The 19,958-nt window shown below is 75.0% G+C and carries 8 protein-coding genes; all 8 read left to right on the top strand.

Annotation, left to right across the window (positions count from 1 at the left end):
* Positions 1 to 40: 40 nt before the first annotated feature.
* The 8 genes from ACFY29_RS32120 to ACFY29_RS32085 all read left to right on the top strand — a co-directional run bounded on the left by ACFY29_RS32120 (position 41) and on the right by ACFY29_RS32085 (position 19,945).
* Positions 41 to 448: a DUF2267 domain-containing protein gene (locus ACFY29_RS32120; protein WP_386992114.1), complete on the top strand. Its 408-nt coding sequence runs from the start codon at positions 41 to 43 to the stop codon at positions 446 to 448.
* Positions 449 to 769: 321 nt separating this feature from the next.
* Positions 770 to 4,303 (top strand): AMP-binding protein, encoded by a 3,534-nt coding sequence (locus ACFY29_RS32115; RefSeq protein WP_386992112.1) that lies wholly within the window; start codon positions 770 to 772, stop codon positions 4,301 to 4,303.
* Complete coding sequence (locus ACFY29_RS32110; protein WP_386992110.1) at positions 4,300 to 7,431, top strand: thioesterase domain-containing protein; 3,132 nt, start codon at positions 4,300 to 4,302, stop codon at positions 7,429 to 7,431. The genes ACFY29_RS32115 and ACFY29_RS32110 overlap by 4 nt, the downstream gene beginning before the upstream one ends.
* On the top strand, positions 7,428 to 9,770 hold the full coding sequence (locus ACFY29_RS32105) for a lantibiotic dehydratase (RefSeq protein WP_386992108.1): 2,343 nt from the start codon (positions 7,428 to 7,430) through the stop codon (positions 9,768 to 9,770). The genes ACFY29_RS32110 and ACFY29_RS32105 overlap by 4 nt, the downstream gene beginning before the upstream one ends.
* Entirely contained in the window at positions 9,767 to 13,291 is a 3,525-nt protein-coding gene (locus ACFY29_RS32100) for an amino acid adenylation domain-containing protein (protein ID WP_386992106.1), read from the top strand. The genes ACFY29_RS32105 and ACFY29_RS32100 overlap by 4 nt, the downstream gene beginning before the upstream one ends.
* Positions 13,292 to 13,305: 14 nt before the next feature.
* On the top strand, positions 13,306 to 18,780 hold the full coding sequence (locus tag ACFY29_RS32095) for an SDR family NAD(P)-dependent oxidoreductase (RefSeq protein WP_386992104.1): 5,475 nt from the start codon (positions 13,306 to 13,308) through the stop codon (positions 18,778 to 18,780).
* 23 nt (positions 18,781 to 18,803) lie between these two features.
* The gene (locus ACFY29_RS32090) at positions 18,804 to 19,757 is read left to right on the top strand and encodes a TauD/TfdA family dioxygenase (protein ID WP_386992102.1); all 954 of its coding nucleotides are present in this window, start codon (positions 18,804 to 18,806) and stop codon (positions 19,755 to 19,757) included.
* Positions 19,757 to 19,945, top strand: a complete 189-nt coding sequence (locus tag ACFY29_RS32085) for an MbtH family protein (protein ID WP_089021352.1) — start codon at positions 19,757 to 19,759, stop codon at positions 19,943 to 19,945. The genes ACFY29_RS32090 and ACFY29_RS32085 overlap by 1 nt, the downstream gene beginning before the upstream one ends.
* The last annotated feature ends 13 nt before the right edge of the window (positions 19,946 to 19,958 follow it).

Raw genomic sequence — 19,958 nt, 5'->3', positions numbered from 1 at the left:
CCCGGGTAAGCGCGGGTCCCGTGGCGGACAGGAGGGCGGCGTGCGGTTCCCCCGCTTCATCGACGCAGTGTCCCGGCGCTCCGGGCTGCCGACCGAGCAGGCCGCCGTGGTGGCTCGTGCCGTGCTCCAGACGATGGCCGAACGGGTGACCGGCTGTCCGACGGCCGACCTGGCCGGACAGCTCCCGGACGAGCTGAACGGCTATGTGGGCGGAACGGATCGAGCCGCGGCCGGGCCGCCGGTGGCCGCCGGACCGGCGGAGTTTCTGCGTCTGGTGGGGGAGCGGGCCGGGGTCGACGAGGCGACCGCCCGGGCCGGCACGGGTGCGGTCTTCGCGACGCTGCGCGAGGCGGTCACGGTGCGGGAGTTCCGGGAGATGGTGGCGGGGTTGCCGCGCGATCCGGACGGCGGAGTCGCGCCCGTTGCGCCGCCATCTGTCGGGGATTGAACGTTTTGATGTCGCTATTCGGACGAGGTGCTATTGACCGGGAAATTCCACTGCGCAAATGAAATGCAACCGGAAAAATGGTTGCCGGTTGACGCTTTAGGCGAAAATTGCGCGCCGCGCCAGGGGGATGATCGGACGATATTCGCCGTCCCTCGTCGGAGCCGTCGATAGCCCCTTCGGGTCGACTCTAGTCGATGACCTTTCGCGACATGCATCGAGCCATATGCTCCTTCCATTGTGACGTCCTGGGGGGGATCATGATCTTGGCTGTCGATTGCTGCGCGTCCGTCTGTTGTGGAGCGACGGTGTGCGCCTCCTGAGATGGGCACCTCGACGCTGATCCATCGCTTCGGCGATGCCGCTGCCGCCTGCCCCGACCATCCCGCCGTGCTCGGCGACACCGGCCCGCTCCACTACGCCGGCCTCGCCGGCCTGGCCGGTGGGCACGCCGAGCTGCTGGCCGCGGCCGGTGTCCGGCCCGGTGTCCGGGTCGGCCTGCTGACCGGGCACGGTGCCAGCACCATCGCCGCCATCCTCGGCACGCTCGCCGCCGGGGCCACCTACGTGCCACTCGACCCCGGGTTCCCGGAGCAGCGGCTGCGGCACCTGCTCGACGGTGCCGAGGTGACCGTCCTGCTCTGCGGTGGCGAGCACACCGAACTGGCCCGGCGCCTCGCCGCCGACCGGTCCGGCCTGCGGGTCGTCCCGGCCGTCGACGTGCGAGCCGCGCCGCTGCGACCGGTGCCGGTGGACCCGGACGCGCTCGCGTACGTGCTGTTCACCTCCGGCTCCACCGGGCGACCCAAGGCGGTCGGGCAGAGCCACCGCAACCTGACGCACGTGGTGGACAACCAGATCGCCACCCTCGACCTGCGGCCAGATGACCGGCTCAGCCTGCTCGCCTCGTTCAGCTTCGACGCCGCCATCCCCGACCTGTACCCAGCGCTCCTCACCGGTGCCGCCGTCGTGCCGGTCGACCTGCGCCGGCACGGCCTGGCGTACGCCGCCGAGCAGTTGGCCCGGCACGGCGTCACGATCTACCACTCCACCCCGACCGTCTACCGGTACCTGCTGGACACCCCGGGCGTCGAGCGGCTGGACCGGGTCCGGGTGGTGCTGCTCGGCGGCGAACAGGCCAGCTACACCGACGCCGCCCGCGCCCGGGGCCGCTTCGCACCGGGCTGCGTGCTGGTCAACGGCTACGGGGCCACCGAATTCACCTTCGCCGCCCGGTACGCGCTGCCGCTGGCCGACGTCGACCGCACGGCCACCGGTCCGTTGCCGATCGGCACCGCCCTGCCCGGGTACGCGCTGCGGCTGGCTCCGGACGGCGAGATCGTGGTGCGCAGTGGACACCTCGCACCCGGCTACCTCGACCAGCACAGCGACCGGTTCGGCCACGACCCCGATGGTGTGCCGGTGTACCGCACAGGCGACCTGGGTGAGCTGCTGCCCACCGGCGAGCTGCGCTGTCTCGGCCGGCTCGACCGTCAGGTCAAGGTGCGTGGGTTCCGGGTCGAACTGACCGAGATCGAGGCGGTGCTCGCCGCCGAGCCGGGCATCGCCGAGGTGCGGGCCATCGCGCGCGACGGCGAGCTGCTGGCGTACGTCCGTCCGGCCGGGACACCGGTCGACCCGGCGGCGCTACGGGCCGCCCTGGCCCGGCAACTACCCGAGTACGCGCTGCCCCGCGCCGTCGTGCCGGTCGCGGAGTTCCCGCTGACCGTCAGCGGGAAGGTCGACGAGCGGGCACTGCCGGACCCGGCCCGGGCCGTGCCCGCCGGGGACCTACCGGCCACCCCCACCGAGCGGATCGTGCACGACATCTGGTGCGCCGTGCTCGACCGGGACGCGGTCGGCCGCACCGACAGCTTCTTCGACGTCGGCGGGCAGTCCCTGTTGCTGGGCCAGGTGCAGCAGCGGCTGGCCGAACGGTTCGGCGTCCGGCTGCCCCTGCTGCGGCTCTTCGACCACCCGACGGTCGCCGCCCAGGCCCGGCTGGTCGACCCGCCAGCACCGGCGAGCATGCCGACCCCGGCCGCCCTGCCGGCACCGGCGGTTGTCACGGCACAGGCCCCGCCCACCGCGCCGCCGAGCGCCGCCGGCCCGTCCGCCGCGCCGGTCGGTGTGCGTGAGTACACCGGTGATGAGATCGCGGTGGTCGGTCTCGCCGGCCGGTTCCCCGGCGCGCCGGACGCGGCCACCTTCTGGTGGAACCTGTGCGCCGGCATGGACGCCATCCACGATCACAGCGACGAGGAGTTGGCCGCGCTGGGCGTCGGCCCGGGGCTGCGCGCCGACCCCCGGCACGTCAAGGCCACCGGCCGGCTCGACGGGGTCGCCGACTTCGACGCGGAGTTCTTCGCCTTCGGCGAGCGGGAGGCCGCCCGTACCGACCCGCAGCACCGGCTGTTCCTGGAGACCGCGTGGGAGGCGTTGGAGGATGCCGGGCACGATCCGGCCCGGTTCCCCGGCCTGGTCGGCGTGTACGGCGCCACCTCCGTCAACCGCTACTTCCTGTTCCACCTCATGGACAACCCGGCCGTGGTCGGCGACGTCGACCCGGACGACTGGGAGGCCCGGCTGGTCGGCCGGCAGCTCACCGACCACCTGCCCGGCCAGGTCGCGTACCGGCTGGGTCTGACCGGGCCGGCGGTGGCGGTGCAGAGCGCCTGCTCCAGCTCGCTGGTCGCGGTGTGCCTCGCCGCGCAGAGCCTGGCCGACTACCAGTGCGACATCGCCCTGGCCGGCGGTGTGAGCGTGACCTGGCCCCGGCACCGGCACACCCCCGGCGGCCTGGCCTCACCGGACGGCCGCTGCCGGGCCTTCGACGAGGCCGCCCAGGGCGCCGGCTTCGGCTCCGGTGTCGGCGTGGTGGCGCTGCGCCGGCTCGCCGACGCGCAGGCCGACGGTGACCGGGTCCTCGCGATCCTGCCCGGTTGGGCGGTCACCAACGACGGCGCCGACCGGGCCGGCTACGCCGTGCCCGGGCCGGCCGGGCAGGCCGCCGCGGTGGCCGGCGCGCTCGCCGCCGCCGAGGTCGCACCCGGCGAGGTCCGCTTCATCGAGGCGCACGGCAGCGGCACCCCGCTCGGCGACGCCATCGAGGTGGCCGCGTTGCACGAGGTGTACCAGGGCGCCGCGCCCGCCGAGACCTGCGCGCTCGGCTCGGTGAAGACCACCATCGGCCACCTCGACGCTGCCGCCGGCATCGCCGGGCTGATCAAGACGGTGCTCGCCGTGCAGCACGGCGTCATCCCGCCGAACCTGCACTTCACCCGTCCGCACCCGGAGATCGACCTGGCCGCCGGCCCGTTCTACGTACCGACCAAGGTGCGCGACTGGCCGGACGCGCCGCGCCGGGTCGCCGGAGTCAGCTCGTTCGGCCTGGGCGGCACCAACGCGCACGTCGTGGTGGAGCAACCGCCCCCGGTCGAGCCGGTCGACGCCGGGTCGGCCGGCGCGCAGCTGCTGCCGGTCTCGGCGCGTACCCCGGTGGCGCTGCGCGCGGCGCTGACCCGGCTGCGGCGGCACCTGGCCGGCACCGCCCCCACCCTGGCCGAGGTCGCCGCGACGCTGGCGTTGGGCCGGCGCGAGTTCGGCTGCCGGGCCGCCGTGATCGCCACCGGCCCGGCCGCGGCGGTCGCCGAGCTGGACGAGCTGCTGAGCACCGACGCCCGGGTGGCCGGCCCGGCCGGTGCGCTGCGCGAGCTCGCCGCCGACTGGGTGGCCGGCCGGGACCTCGACTGGACGGCCCTGCACCCGGCCGGCGGCATCCGACGCACCTCGCTGCCCACCTACCCCTTCCAGCGGCAGCGGTACTGGATCGACCCCCCTCAGAAAGGTGTGCGGTGAACTGGTTCCTCTCCGCCGGCAGCCGCGATCCGGCGCCGGTGCAGTTGTTCTGCCTGCCCTACGCTGGCGCCGGCGCCAGCGCGTTCCGCGCATTCCCGGACCGGTTCGGCCCCGACATCGAGGTGCTGCCGGTGCAGCTACCCGGCCGGGAGAACCGGATCAGCGAGGACCCCCGCTTCCGGGTGGTCGACGTGGCGACCGCCATCGCCGGGCGGGCCGTGGGCCCGTACGCCCTCTACGGCCACTCGATGGGCGGTCGGCTCGGCTTCGAGGTGGTCCGCGAGCTGCGCCGCGCCGGGCTCCCGTTGCCGCTGCGGCTCTACGTCGGCGGCGCCCGCGCGCCACACGTCACCGAGCCCAGCGCCTTCGACGGGCTGTCCCGGGTGGACGATGAGGAGCTGCTGCGCCGGCTGCGGGCCGGCGGCGGGCTGCCCGCCGGGGTGCTGGAGCATCCCGAGCTGGTCGAGTTGCTCCTGCCGCTGCTGCGCGCCGACTTCGAACGGGTGGACGGCTACCGGTACCAGCCTGAGGAGCCGCTGCCGGTGCCGATCGTCGCGTTCAGCGGTCGCAACGACCGGGCGGTGACTCGCGAGCAGAGCGCCGCCTGGCGGGAGCACACCACCGCCGAATTCACCCTGCACGAGCTGGACGGCGGGCACTTCTTCCTCCACGACGCGCTGCCCGAGCTGGCCACCGCGATCCGCGCCGACCTGACCGCCGCCACGCTCACCGCCGACCGAGCAGCCGACCGGGCCACCGTCGGTGGCGACCGGGGCCGGGTCGGGACGCTCGCCGCCGCCAGCGGCACGGCTGACGGGCACCGGGTGCCGCTCGGTGACACCGGCTGGTCGGTGTGGCGTGACGCCATCCTGCGCAGCACCGGCTTTCCGGCCGACGGGCTGACCCTGCTGGCCGCCCCGCAGGCCGCCGCCGCCGCGGACGAGCTGCTGGCCACCGGCGTCGGCGCCGAACTGTTCGACAAGGAGTTCGCCGAGGCGGTGTCCACCACCGGACGGCGGATCACCGAGCTGGCTGCCGACCCGCTGCTGCGCGAGGCGGTCACCTGGCAGAACCGGGGCGCGCTGGTCGCCCTGGACGGGCTGGTCCGGAGCGGCCCGGACGCGCCCCGCAACGTCCGCCGACGGGACCGGGAACGCGCCCTGCTGAAGTACTGGCAGCGCTACTGCGGCAAGAATGAGACCGTCGGGTTCTTCGGCCCGAGCTGCTGGGTCACCGTCGACCCGGAGTTGCCGGTCGCCGCCGAGGTGCGCGCGGGCGCGGCACTGACCCGCCGCCGCTGGGTGTGGTTCGAGTCCTGGGCGCTGACCGAGTACGCGCGGCGGATCGGTGGCGACCTGGCGCTTCGCCGCTGGTGGGCGCCACGGCTGGCCCCGCAGCTGAGCCTCGCCGGCCGGGAGGTGCGCCGTCCGGGCCGGCCGCCCGTACCGCTGACCCCGGTCGAGGCGGCGCTGCTCGCCGCCGCCGACGGCCGACGCCCGGCGCGCGACCTGGTCACCGACCCGGCCATCGGGTTGCGCCGACCGGAGGACGGGTACGCGCTGCTCGACCGGTTGGTGGAGCGGGAGCTGGCCACCTGGGACGCCGCGCTGCCGGTGAGCCCCGCCGCCGAGGAGGTGCTGCGGCAGCGGATCACGGAGGTTGGCGACGCCCCGGCCCGGGCCGCCGCCCAGGCCGGCTTCGACCGGCTGTGCGCCGCGCGGGACGCGGTCGCCGTCGCGGCCGGCGACCCGGACCGGCTGCGCGCCGCCCTGGACGCGCTCGACGAGACGTTCACCGACCTCACCGGGCAGCCGGCGCAGCGCAGGGCCGGGCAGATGTACGCCGGCCGGACGCTCTGCTACGAGGACACCAGTCGGGACCTGGACGTGGTCTTCGGCGCGCCACTGCTGGACGACATCGCCGCGCCGCTGGCCGTGCTGCTGCGGGCCGCCCGCTGGCTGGCCGGTGCGCTGGATGAGGCGTACGGGGCGGTGTTCCGGGAGCTGTACGACGAGCTGCGCGCCGAGGCCGGCGAGGCCCCGGTGGCCCTGTCCGACCTGTGGTTCCTGGTGCAGGGCCTCTTCTGGGGCAGCGGGCCGCGCCCGGTCGACGGGGTGGCCAGCGAGTTCGCCGCCCGCTGGGCCGGGCTGTTCGGGCTGGCCGACCTGCCACCGGGCAGCACCGACGTGCGGCTGGACGTGGCGGACCTCGCCGCCCGGGTCGACGAGGTCTTCCCGACCGTCCGGCCGGGCTGGTCCAACGCCCGGCTGCACAGCCCCGACCTGCAGATCTGTGCGGCGGACGCGGACGCGCTGGCCCGCGGTGACTACACTGTCGTGCTCGGCGAGATGCACGCCGCCTGGTCGTCGTTCGACTGTCACGTCTTCACCGCCGCACATCCGGACGTCGAGCGGCTGCGCGCCGCGCTGGAGGCTGATCTCGGCCCGGACCGGATCCGGCTGCTCTTTCCCACCGACTGGCCGCGGCGCACCAGCCGGGTCGCCGAGGCGCTGATCGGCCCGACCGACCGACAGTTGGCGTTCGCGCCCGCGCCCAACCCCGAGCCGGAGCGGGTGCTGCCCACCGTGGCGCTGACCGTGCGGGATGAGGACGGCCGGCTGGTGGTCACCGGCGCCGACGGGCAGCGCTGGCCGCTGACCGAGGTCTGCGCCGGCCTGCTCAGCACGCACGCCGTGGACGGGTTCAAGCTCGTCGCCGCCGCGCCGTACACCCCGCGGATCACGTTGGATCGTCTGGTGGTGGCCCGGCAGACCTGGCGGACCACCGTCGGCGCGAGTGGGCTCGGCGCGGTGACGGGGGAGCAGGCCCGCTTCCTGGCCGTGCGGGACTGGCGGCGTCGGCTGGGCCTGCCGGAGCAGGTGTACATCAAGCTCGGCACCGAGACCAAGCCGTGCTTCGTCGACCTGAGCAGCCCCGCCTTCGCCAACATGTTCTGCGCGATGGTCCGGGCGGCCGATCGGGACGGCGGCGACGACACGACCCTGGTGGTCAGCGAGATGCTGCCCACCGCGCAGGACGCCTGGGTGCCCGACGCGGCCGGCCGGCGCTACTTCAGCGAGTTGCGGCTGCACATCGTGGACACCGACGAGTCGGAGTCGGCCCGATGAACCACCTGCTGCCCCTGGGCGACACGGGTTGGTCGGTGTGGCGCCACGTGGTGCTGCGCACCGCCGGCTTCCCGGCCGACGGGCTGGCCGCCTTCGCCGCCCCGGACGCTGCCGGTGCCGCCGATGCGCTGCTGGCCGCCGAGGAGACCGCCGACGGGCGGGCGAGTGCCGGCAGCGGTGCCGCCGAGATGTTCGACAAGGCGTTCGCCGTGGCGCTGGCCGACTCCTCGGCGGCCGCCGGCCGGATCGCCGCCGACCCGCTGCTGCGTGAGGCGGTCACCTGGCAGAACCCGGAGATGCTGATCGCCCTGGACGGGCTGCTGCGGACCGACCCGATGGTGCGCAACGTCCGGCGGCGCAAGCGCGAGCTGAGCCTGCTGCGCTACTGGCAGCGCTACTGCGGAAAGGCCGAGACGATCGGGTTCTTCGGCCCGGTCTGCTGGGGCACGTTCGACCCCACTGACCCGGCGACCCGGCTGTGGCCGGGACCTGGGCTGGTGTCCCGGCGCGAGGTCCACTTCGAGGCGTGGGCGCTGATCGCGTACGCCGACCGGCTCGCCGACGACCCGGCCGTGCGCCGCTGGTGGGCGCCGGCGCTGCCGCCGCACCTGAGCGTGACGGGCCGGTGGCTGCACCGGCCGCTGCACCCGCCGGTCGAGCTGTCCGCCCTCGACGCACGGTTGCTGGCCTCCTGTGACGGGCGCACCCCGGCCGTACGCCTGGTCGAGCGGGTCCGCGCGGACGGCGACGCCGGGCTGCGCACCGATGCCGACGGCTTCCTGCTGCTCGACCGGCTGGTCGAGCGTGGCCTGCTGACCTGGGACGCCGGCCTGCCGATCAGCCCCCGGGCCGAGCAGGTGCTGCGCGAAAGGCTGGCCGCGATCGGCGATCTCGCGTTGCGCGCCGAGGTGAGCGCCGGCTTCGAACGGCTCTGCGTGGCCTGCGACGAAGTCGCCGCGAGCGCCGGAGACCCGGACCGGCTCGGTGCCGCGCTGGCCGTGCTGAACGCGGAGTTCACCGCCGTCACCGGACGACCCGCCACCCGGCAGGCCGGTCAGATGTACGTCGGCCGCACGGTCGCCTACGAGGAGAGCGCTCGGGACCTCACCGTCAGCGTGGGCGCCGAGGTGCTCGCCGCGCTCGCCACGCCGCTGGCCGTGGTGCTCCAGGCGGCCCGCTGGCTGACCGCCGAGATCGGCGCCGCCTGCGAGCGGATCTTCGCCGAGCTGTACGACGAGCTGCGCGCCGACGGGCCGGTGCGGTTGGCCGACGTCTGGTCCCTGGCCCAGGGGCTGCTGATGGCCCAGGACGGTCCGCTGGCCGCCACCACCGCCGGCTTCACCGCCCGCTGGGCGGACCTGTTCGACCTGGCCGCGCTGCCACCCGGGCAGCCCGAGTTGCGGCTGCGCGGCGTGGAGCTGGCCGACCGGGCCCGGCGGGTGTTCCCGGCGAGCGCGCCCGGCTGGCCGTCGGCCCGGATCCACAGCCCGGACGTGCAGATCAGCGCCACCGACCTGGCCGCGCTGAACCGGGGCGAGTTCCTGCTCGTACTCGGCGAGCTGCACCCGGCCAACGCCACCTTCGACAGCGCGGTGTTCGTGCCGTTCCACCCCGATCCGGCGGCGCTGCGCGCCGGGTTGGACGCCGACCTCGGCTCCGCCCGGGTCCGGGTGCTCTACCCGGAGGGCTTCCCCCGCGTCACCACCCGCACCACGTACGGGCTGACCAGCCCGGCCGACCGGCAGCTCGGCATCGACACCGCCCGGGGCGGCGAGGTCGACCGGTTGGTCCCGGCGACCGAGGTGCGGGTGGTGCCGGACGGCGACCGGCTGGCCGTGGTGCTGCCCGACGGCAGCCGGTGGCCGCTCATGGAGGTCTTCGCCAACCTGCTCGGTTCGCTGCTGGTGGACGCCTTCAAGCTGCTGGACCCGGCACCGCACACGCCCAGGATCACCATCGACCGGCTGGTCGTGGCCAGACGCACCTGGCGGACCACGGTCGAGGAGAGCGGCCTGGCCGGGGTGACCGGGGAGGCGGCGCGGTTCCTCGCGGCACGCCGCTGGCGGGGTCGGCTCGGCCTGCCCGAGCAGGTGTTCGTGAAGGTCGGCACCGAGGTCAAACCCTGCTACGTCGACCTGACCGGCCCGCTCTACGCCCAGTCGCTGTGCGCGATGGTCGACGCCGCCGCCCGCAGCGGGCCGGACGTGACGCTCGTGGTCAGCGAGCTGTTGCCGACGCCGACCGACAGCTGGGTGACCGACGCGGCGGGCCGCGCCTACGTCAGCGAGCTGCGCCTGCAGATCACCGATCCGAGCAGCTACCCCGGGGGGAACCGGTGACCGACATCCTGTCCATCAGCGCGATACGGGGCGAGCCGCTGCCCTGGCCGGACGCGACGATCGCCGAGCTGGTGGTCGCACAGGCCGCCCGGACACCGGACGCGGTGGCGGTGCGCCAGTGGGACAGCCGGCTCAGCTACGCCGAGCTGCTGTCCCTGGCCGCCGGGGTGGCCGCCGCGCTGCGTGCCCGGGGCGTCGGCCGGCAGACCCGGGTGGGGGTGTGTGGCGCCCGCCGGCCCGAGCTGGTCGCCACCGTACTGGGGGTGTTGCTGGCCGGCGGCTGCTACGTGCCGCTGGAGCCGGGAGGCCCGCGTCGGCGGCTGCGCGGGATCGCCGCCGACGCGGGCGTGTCCCTGGTGGTCGGCGACGCCGCCGAGGCGGAGTTCGGCGACGCGCCCGGCATCGAGGCGGTCGGGCTGCCCGGCCCGGCCCCACTCACGCCCTGCCCGGCCCGCCCGGGCGACCCGGCGTACGTGCTGTTCACCTCGGGCTCGACGGGCCGCCCGAAGGGCGTGCTCACCAGCCACCGCAACGTGGTCGAGTTCGTCACCGGCGTGGTCGCGCTCACCGGCGCCGGCGCCGACGTACGCAGCCTCGGCATCGCCTCGCTCGGCTTCGACGCGGCCACCATGGACCTGTTCGTGCCGCTGCTGCTCGGCGGCTCGGTGCAGCTGCTCGGCGCCGAGGACCGCGCCGATCCGGTCCGGCTGGCCCGGTTCATCGCCGCGCACGAGGTCAACTGGGGCTTCATCACGCCCACCGTGCTGTCCATGCTGGACCCGGCCGCGCTGCCCGACTGGCGTACCGTGCTCTGCGGCGGCGAGGCGGTGCCGGCCGCGCTGGTCGCCCGGTGGGCACCCGGGCGGCGCTTCCTCAACGGCTACGGCCCCACCGAGACGACGGTGCTGGCGGTCAGCGGCCCGTTGAGCGCCACCGAGACCGATCCGATGCCGATCGGGCGGCCACTGCCCAACCACCGGGCGTACGTGGTGGACGCCGCGCTGGACCCGGTGCCGCCGGGCGAGACAGGTGAGCTGCTGATCGGCGGGCCCGGGCTGGCCGACGGCTATCTGGGCCAGCCGGCGCTGACCGCCGAGCGGTTCGTCCCGGACCCGTTCTCCGGGCTGCCCGGCGAGCGGCTGTACCGCACCGGCGACCTGGTGCGCCACGACCCGGACGGCCGGATCGTCTACCTCGGCCGGGTCGACCGGCAGGTCAAGATCCGGGGGCAGCGCATCGAGCTGGGCGAGGTGGAGGCCGTGCTGGCCGACCTGCCCGGCGTGACCGGGGTGGCGGTCGAGGCGGTGCCCGGCCCGGCCGGCGTCGAGCTGGTCGCGTTCCTCAGCCCGGCGGACGCGCCCGACGACGGCCGGCTGCGGGCGTACGCCGGCAGTCGGCTGACCACGGCGATGCTGCCTGCCCGGGTGCTGCGTCACGCCACGCTGCCGGTCAGCCCGGTCAGCGGCAAGCTGGACCGTCCGGCGCTGCGCGCGCTGGCCGCCGCCGCCCGTACCACGTCGACTGTGGACGGCCGCACGCCTGATGCCACGGGTGGGTCCGTGGTGGCGGCGGTGGCCGGCATCTGGACCCGGCTGCTCGGCTCGGCACCCGAGCCGGCGACCGACTTCCTCGCCGCTGGCGGCAACTCCATCGCGGCGATGCGCCTGGTCGCCGCGCTCCGCGCCGAGCTGGGCCGGCAGCTCGACACCCGCGAGGTGTTCACCCAGCGCACCTTCGGCCGACTGGCCGAGCGGGTGGCCGCCGCGCCGGTCGGCGCCGACGGTCTGAGCACCGGCAACCCGCCCACCCTCTCCCCGCCGCAGCGCCGACTCTGGTTCGTCGACCAGCTCGCGCCGTCCAGCGCGCCGTACAACATCGCGGTGGCGCACCGGCTGCACGGCCCGCTGGACACGGCCGCGCTCAGCGCGGCGCTGCGGGCCGTCGCCGAGCGGCACGACGTGCTGCGCTGGCGGATCCCGCAGACCGCCGGCGTGCCGTACGCGGTCTGCGCCGAGCCGACCGACGTGGCGGTGCCGGTGGTCGACCTGACCGGCAGCGCCGAGCCGGAGGCGGAGCTGGCCCGGATGCTCGCCGCTGGCGCCGCGCACCCCTTCGACCTGGCCACCGGGCCGCCCTGGCAGGTGACCGTCTACCGGCTCGGCCCGGCCGAGCACGTGCTGGCCGCCACCTGGCACCACGCCGTCTTCGACGGCTGGTCCGAGCGGGTCTGCTACGACGACCTGGCCGCCGGGTACGCCCAGGCGGTGGCCGGCCAGCCGCCGGCGCTGCCGGAGCTGCCCGCCCGGTACGCCGACTACGCGGTGTGGCGGGCCGAGCGGGACCGGCTGCGCGGCGCGACCGACCTGGCCTGGTGGACCGCGCACCTGGACGGCGTACCGACGGTGCTGGACCTGCCCCGGGACCGGCCCCGACCGGCCGTGCAGACCTACGCCGGGGTGGAGGCGGCCGTCCGGCTGTCCGCCGACACCGACCGCGCGGTCCGCGAGCTGGCCGAGCGGCGTGGCACCACGGTCGCCGCGGTGCTGCTGGCCGCCTTCGGTGAGCTGATCGCGCGGCTCACCGGCGGCGACGACCACGTGCTCGGCGCGATCGTCGCCGACCGGCGGCTGGCCGCCTTCGACGACGTGATCGGCTTCTTCATCGACACGGTGCCGGTGCGGGTTCGCACCGGCGGGGCGAGCTTCGCCGAGCTGGTCGACCGGTGTGCCGGGGAGCTGCACGAGGCCACCGCTCACCCCGGGGCGCCGCTGGAACGCATCGTCGAGGCCCTCGGCGTCGGCCGGGACACCGCCCGCGCGCCGCTGGTGCAGGTGCTGTTCAACGTGCTCAACTTCGCGCCGCCCCGGTTGACGCTGACCGGGCTGACCGCCGAGCCGGTGCCGGTGCCCAAACCGGGCTCACCGTTCGACATCACCGTCTACGTGGTGCAGACAGGCGGCCGTACCGGCGTCGAGGTGGTCTACAACCCGGACCTGTTCGACCCCGCCCGCATCGACGACCTGCTCGCCGACCTGGCGGACCTGGTGAGCGCGCTGGCCGCCGCGCCGGACACGCCGGCCCGCGAGGTGGCCGCCGCGCTGCCCCGACCCACCGTGCGGGTGCCGCAGCTCGGCGCGATGACCGTCGCCGGTGGCGACGCGGCCGGCCCTCCGCCGGCCCTGATGCCCGCTGGCCCGGACGGGCTCACCGAGACCGAGGAGCTGATCGCCGGGATCTGGCGGGAGGTGTTGGAGCGCGACCGGGTCGGGGTGACCGACAACTTCTTCGACATCGGCGGGCACTCCCTCGCGCTCGCCGCCGTGCACGCCCGGCTGATCGCCGCCACCGGCCGGTCCATCAAGATGCTCGACCTGTTCCGCCACCCCACCGTCCGGGCGCTCGCCGCCAGCCTCGACGGTGCCGCCGACCGGCCGGAGCTGGCCCGGGCTGCCCTGCGCGCCGCCGCCCGCCGCAGCCGTACCCGCCGTATCCCTCCCCGCCGCCCCGGCGGCACCGCGTGACGAAGGACAGTCTGATGAGCAACCCGATCGCAGTCGACCTACCCGACGACGTCACCGAGCTGCCCCACGAGGGCATCGAACCGATCGCGATCGTCGGCCTGGCCGCGCGCCTACCCGGCGCGGCCGACGTCCACGAGTTCTGGCGCAACCTCGTCGACGGGGTGGAGTCGGTCACCGAGCTGACCCGGGAGGAGCAGCTCGCCCGGGGTTCGACCGTCGAGGAGGTCGACGACCCGGGCTGGGTCAACCGTGCCCCGCTGGTCGACGGCTACGACGAGTTCGACGCCACGCTGTTCGGGATGACCGCCCGGGAGGCGGAGCTGACCGACCCGCAGCACCGGCTGTTCCTGGAGTCCTGCCACACCGCGCTGGAGGACGCCGGCTACGACCCAGCCCGCTACGACGGCGCCATCGGGGTGTACGCCGGCACCGGCGGCAACGTGTACCTGAACCGCAACGTGCTGCGCAACCGGCGGGTCGGCGGCAACCCGCACGGCGCGGTCTCCATCGCCACCGGGAACTCGCCGAACTACGTGGCCACCAACGTGTCGTACCGGCTGGACCTGCGCGGGCCGAGCCTGACCGTGCACACCGCCTGTTCCACCTCGCTGGTGGCGTTCCACCTGGCCTGCGAGGCGCTGCGCAACGGCGAGTGCGACATGGCGCTCGCCGGTGGCGTGAACATCGAGCTGCCGCACGTCGGCTACCTCGGCATGGACGGCTTCACGTCCCCCGATGGCCGGTGCCGCCCGTTCGACGCCGCCGCCAACGGCACGGTGTGGGGCAGCGGCGTCGGGGTGACCCTGCTCAAGCGGCTCTCCGACGCGATCGCCGACGGGGACACGATCCGCGCCGTGGTGCTCGGCAACGCGATCAACAACGACGGTGCCGGCAAGGTCGGTTTCACCGCGCCCAGCGTCGACGGGCAGGTGGCGGCGATCGCCCAGGCCGTGGCGATGGCCGACGTCGACCCGCGCAGCATCAGCTACGTCGAGGCGCACGGCACCGGCACCGCGATGGGCGACCCGATCGAGGTGGCTGCGCTCTCGGCCGTGTACAGCCGGGACACCGACGAGCGGGGCTGGTGCGGCATCGGCTCGGTGAAGTCGAACATCGGCCACCTCAGCCAGCCCTCCGGCATCGTCAGCGTGATCAAGACGGTGCTCGCGATGGAGCACGGGCTGATCCCGCCGACGATCAACTACGAGACGCCGAATCCGGCCGTCGAGTTCGCCGACACCCCGTTCTACGTGGCGAACACCCTCACCAAGTGGGACACCGACGGTGGGCCGCGCCGGGCCGGCGTGAGCTCGTTCGGCATCGGCGGCACCAACGCGCACGTGGTGCTGGAGGAGGCGCCAGCGGCGTACCGCACCGAGCGGCGGGTGCGCCCGGCGTACCTGCTCCAGGTCAGCGCAGCCACCCCGAGCGCCCTGGACGCCGCGGTGCAGCGCCTCGCCGCCCACCTGGACGGCGCCGCCGACGCCGGACCGGCGTACCTCGCCGACGTCGCGCACACCCTGCTCGTCGGCCGCCACCCGTACCCGCACCGCCGTGCCGTGGTAGCCACCGACCTCCCGGGTGCGGTCGCCGCCCTCCGCGCCCCGGTCCGCGGTCCGAAATCATTGACCAACAGTCCAGCCCCGAAGGTGGCGTTCCTGTTCTCCGGCCAGGGCGCCCAGTACGCCGGGATGGGCGGGCAGCTCTACGCCGAGCAGCCCCGCTTCGCCGCCGTGGTCGACGAGTGCGCCGAACTGCTCCGCCCCGACCTGGGCCTGGACCTGCGCGACCTGATCCTCGGCCGGGACCCCGCGGCGGGGGAGAAACTCACCGAGACCCGCTACACCCAGCCGGCGCTGTTCACCGTCGAGTACGCCCTGGCCACACTCTGGCAGGCCGCCGGGATCCGCCCGGCCGCGATGATCGGCCACTCCATCGGCGAGTACGTCGCCGCCACCGTGGCCGGGGTGCTGAGCCTGCCGGACGCGCTGCGGGTGGTCGCCGCCCGGGGCCGGCTGATGCAGTCGCTGCCGGCCGGGTCGATGCTCGCCGTCGCGCTGGACGAGTCGGTCGTCGCAGGACTGCTGCCCGAAGGGCTCTCGGTGGCCACGGTCAACGGCCCGGGCACCTGCGTGGTGGCCGGCGAGACCGCCGCCGTCGAGGCGTTCGCCGCGACACTCAAGGGCAAGTCCAAGATGCTGCGCACCTCGCACGCGTTCCACTCCCCGATGATGGAGCCGATCCTCGCCGAGTTCACCGCGCTGATGGCCGCGGTGCCGCTGCGCCCGCCAACGATGCCGTTCCTGTCGAACGTCACCGGCACCTGGATCACCGCCGAGCAGGCCACCGACCCGGCGTACTGGGCGACGCACCTGCGCCGGCCGGTCCGCTTCGGCGACTGCGTGGCCACCCTGCTGGCGGCCGGCACCTGGCAGCTGGTCGAGTGCGGTCCCGGCCGGCAGTTGGCCAACCTGGCCCGGATGCAGGTCGCCAAGGGAGCGCCGGAGCAGCGCGCGCTCACCCCGCTGGGCAGCCTGCCCGGCGCCGGGGAGAGCACCGGCGACCTCGCGACCCTGCTCGGCGCTGCCGCCACGCTCTGGTGCGCCGGCCTGCCGGTACGCGTCGACGCCGACCCGACGGCCCGCCGGGTGCCGCTGCCCAGCTACCCGTTCGAACGCCGCCGGTACTGGATCGACCCGGACCCGGAGGAGCCGGTCGCGGCAGCCCCGGTGGAGTCCGGGCCGCGCCCGCTGCCCGAGTGGTTCGCGGTGCCGGTCTGGCGGCAGGCCGCGCCGCTGCCGCCGGCCGGGCCGTTGGGCCGCTGCCTGGTGCTGACCGCGGGTCCGCGCGGCGACGCGCTGCTCGCCGGCCTGCGGGCAGCCGGCGCCGACCCGGTGCCGGTACGCCCTGGCGACTCCTTCGCCGCCGCCGACGGCGGCTACCGGTTGCGCCCCGGCGTGCGCGCCGATCACGACGCGCTGGTCGCCGCGCTCATCGCCGACGGTGGATCGCCAACGCGGCTGGTGCACGCGTTCACCCTGGACGGCGCGCCGACCGGCACCGACATCGCGGCCACCTGGGCCGCCCAGGAGCTGGGCTTCTTCAGCGCCCTGCACCTGGTCCAGGCGCTCGCTGGCGCCGGCCTGACCGGCGACGACAGCGGGCTCGCGCTGGACCTGGTCACCGCCGGCACGGGCGACGTACGCGGCGACGACCTGCGCCGCCCCGAGCACGCCACGCTGGCTGGGCTGGTCCGGGTGCTCCCCGCCGAGCTGCCCGGTCTGGCCGTCCGGCTGGTCGACGCCGACCCGACCGACGACGACGCCACGGCGGTGGTCGCCGAGCTGCGCCGTCCCCGGGAACCGGAGGTGGCCCTGCGCGGCGGCCGTCGCTGGGTGGCCGGCGTCGAGCAGGTGACGATCGACGCCGAGGGGGATCCGGGCGCACTGCGCGACGGCGGCCGGTACGTGATCACCGGTGGTCTCGGCGGCATCGGCATCACCCTGGCCGAGGACTTCGCTACCCGGGCCCGGGCGAAGCTGGTGCTGCTGGCCCGATCCGGGCTGCCGGAGCGGGAGCGCTGGGACGATCACCTCGCCGTGCACGGCGACGACCGGGCCGGTCGGGCCATCGCGGCGATCCGCCGGATGGAGGCCGCCGGCGCCGAGGTGCTGGTGCTCGCCGCCGACGTCACCGACCCGGCCGACCTGAGCCGGGTCCGCGACGCCGCGACGGCCGCGTACGGCGGCATCGACGGCATCGTGCACGCGGCCGGCCTGCCCGGCGGCGGGATGGCCGAGGTGAAGGAACGGGCCGAGGCCGAGCGGGTGCTCGCGCCGAAGCTCGCCGGCACCCTCGCCCTCGCCCAGGTCTTCGGCGACCTGCCGCTGGACTTCGTGGTGCTCTGCTCGTCCATCACCGGGTTGGTCGGCGGCTTCGGGCAGGTCGACTACTGCGCCGCGAACGCGTTCCTGGACGCGCACGCCCGCTCCGGCGCGGGCTGGCGGGCCCCGGTGCTGTCGCAGAACTGGGGCGGCTGGGCCGAGGTGGGCATGGCGGTGGAGACCGCCGTGCCGACCGGGTTCCGGGCGGCCGGCCGCGACACGGTCACCAGCGCCGTCGACCACCCGGTGCTCACCACGAAGGTCACCGGGCCGGCGGAGACCGTGCTGCACGGCCTGGTCTCCGCCAACACCCACTGGCTGCTCGACGAGCACCGGATCGGCGGCGTGCCGGTGATACCGGGCACCGCCCACCTGGAGTCGGTGCGGGCCGCGGTGGCCGCCGCGCTGCCCGCGCCCGGCCCGGGCGCCGCCGTGGAGCTGCGCGATGTGGTCTTCCTGGAGCCGTTCGCGGTGCCCGACGGCACCATCGCCCAGTACCGGGTGGAGCTGACGCCGGCCGACGACGGCGGCACCGACTTCGCGGTGCGGAGTCTCGCCGGCGGTCGACTGCGTACCCACGTGCGCGGCTCGGCCGGCTGGACGGACGAGCCGGCCCCGCCGGCCCACCCGGCGACCCCGGCCGGACGACGGGTGGACGACGACGCGTCGTTCGGTCGGGGGCGGACCAGCATGCTCACCTTCGGGCCGCGCTGGGCGGCGCTGGGCGAGCACCACCTGGCCGACGGCACCGAACTCGCGGTGGTCAAGGCGCCCGCCGCGGCCGTCGGTGACCTGCCCGCCTGGGGGCTGCACCCGGCGCTGCTGGACGTGGCGACCGCGTTCGGCCGGGGTCAGGGCAGCGGCACCTACCTGCCGCTGTCGTACGGCCGGATCGTGGTGCGCGACACGCTGCCGGCGCGGTTCACCAGCGAGCTGCGGCACCGGTCCGGCGGCACCGACGAGGTGGTCGCCGCCGATCTGTCGCTGCGCGACCCGGACGGCCGGGAACTGGTCGCGATCAGCGACTTCGTGCTGCGCCGGGTGGACCAGGGCGCGGTCACCGGTGGCCTGGCCGGACCGTCCGCCGCGGATTCCGGGGCGGGTGCGCCGATCTCGACCGAGGACATCCGCCCGGTGGACGGTGCGGAGGCGTTCCGCCGCAGCCTCACCGCCGGCCTCGGCGCCCAGGTGGTCATCGCCACCCGGACGGTCGACGACATCCGCCGCCGTGCCGGCCGGGTCACCGCCGACAACCTTGCCGGGGACGACGCGGTCGCCGCCCCGACCCCGTCCGGCGACGGCAGCGCCGCACCGGGCACCGAGCTGGAGATGACCATCGCCCGCGTGTGGCAGGACGGGCTCGGGGTTGCCGAGGTCGGCATCGACGACGACTTCTTCGCCCTGGGCGGCAACTCCCTGGTCGCGGTGCAGCTGATCGCGGCGATGCGCAGGGCGACCGGGGTACGACTGCCGATGCGCAGCCTCTTCGAGACCCCCACCGTGGCCGGGCTGGCCGCCCGGATCGAGGAACTGCGCGCCACCACCACCGACGAGCCGGCCAGCCCGGCGCCGATCCCCGCCATTCCGCGACTGCCCCGCGCGTGACGAGAAATCAGGAGTAGAGAGCAATGAGCGACACGATCGCCACGCTGCCCGTCGTCGTCGAATCCGACGGCCGGGCGCTGACCGAGCTGATCACCGAGCGCCGCGCCGAGCTGCGGGCCACCCTGGCCGAGCAGGGTGGGTTGTTGTTCCGCGGCTTCGACGTGGGCGGAGTCGACGGCTTCGACCGGGCGGTCCGGGCACTGTCCGGTGAGCCGCTGACCTACACCGAGCGGTCCTCACCACGGCACGCCATCAAGGGCCGGGTGTACACCTCGACCGACTACCCGCCGGACGAGGAGATCTTCCTGCACAACGAGAACTCGTACCAGGCCCGTTGGCCGTTGACGCTGTTCTTCTACTGCATCACGGCGCCGCAGACGCTGGGCGCCACCCCGCTGGCCGACATCCGCCGGGTCTACCGGGAGATCGACCCGGCGGTACGGGAGGAGTTCGTCCGCCGCCGCTGGATGCTGATGCGCAACTTCCACGAGGACTTCGGCGCCAACTGGCAGCACGTGTTCGGCACCGACGACCGGGCCGAGGTGGAGGCGTACGCGGCGGCCAACCGGATCACGCTGGAGTGGGTGGGTCGCGACGGGCTGCGTACCCGGGCGGTCCGCGACGCCGTGCACCACCGGCCCGGCTCGGACGTTCCCCGCTGGTTCAACCACGCCACCTTCTTCCACGTGAGCAGCCTCGCCAAGGACCTTCAGGAAGGGCTGCTGGCCATGTTCGGCGCCGACGGGCTGCCATCGAACACCTACTACGGCGACGGCGGCGAGATCCCCGCCGACGTCCTGGACCACCTGCGCGCCGCCTACCGGGCCGCCAGCGTCCGCTTCGACTACCAGCGCGACGACGTGCTGGTGGTCGACAACATGACCGCCGCGCACGGCCGGGAGCCGTTCACCGGCCCCCGCAAGATCGCCGTCGCGATGGCCGAACCGCACACCCCCGACACCGATGGAGCACAGTGATGGCCGAACCCCGATTCCTGGTCGTGCGCAACGACGAGGAGCAGTACTCGATCTGGTCGGCCGACCGGGACCTCCCGGCGGGGTGGCACGACGCTGGGTTCGCCGGCACCCGCGAGGAGTGCCTGGCGCACATCGACACCGTCTGGACCGACATGCGTCCGCGCTCGGTACGCGAGGCGAGCCAGTGAGCGCGAGGAGTGC

Origin of the sequence: Micromonospora sp. NPDC000668 (genome assembly GCF_042897975.1) — a bacterium.
Lineage (GTDB): Bacteria > Actinomycetota > Actinomycetes > Mycobacteriales > Micromonosporaceae > Micromonospora.
The sequence above is the reverse complement of the archived record's forward strand: the minus strand, read 5'-3'. Positions and strand labels throughout refer to the sequence as shown.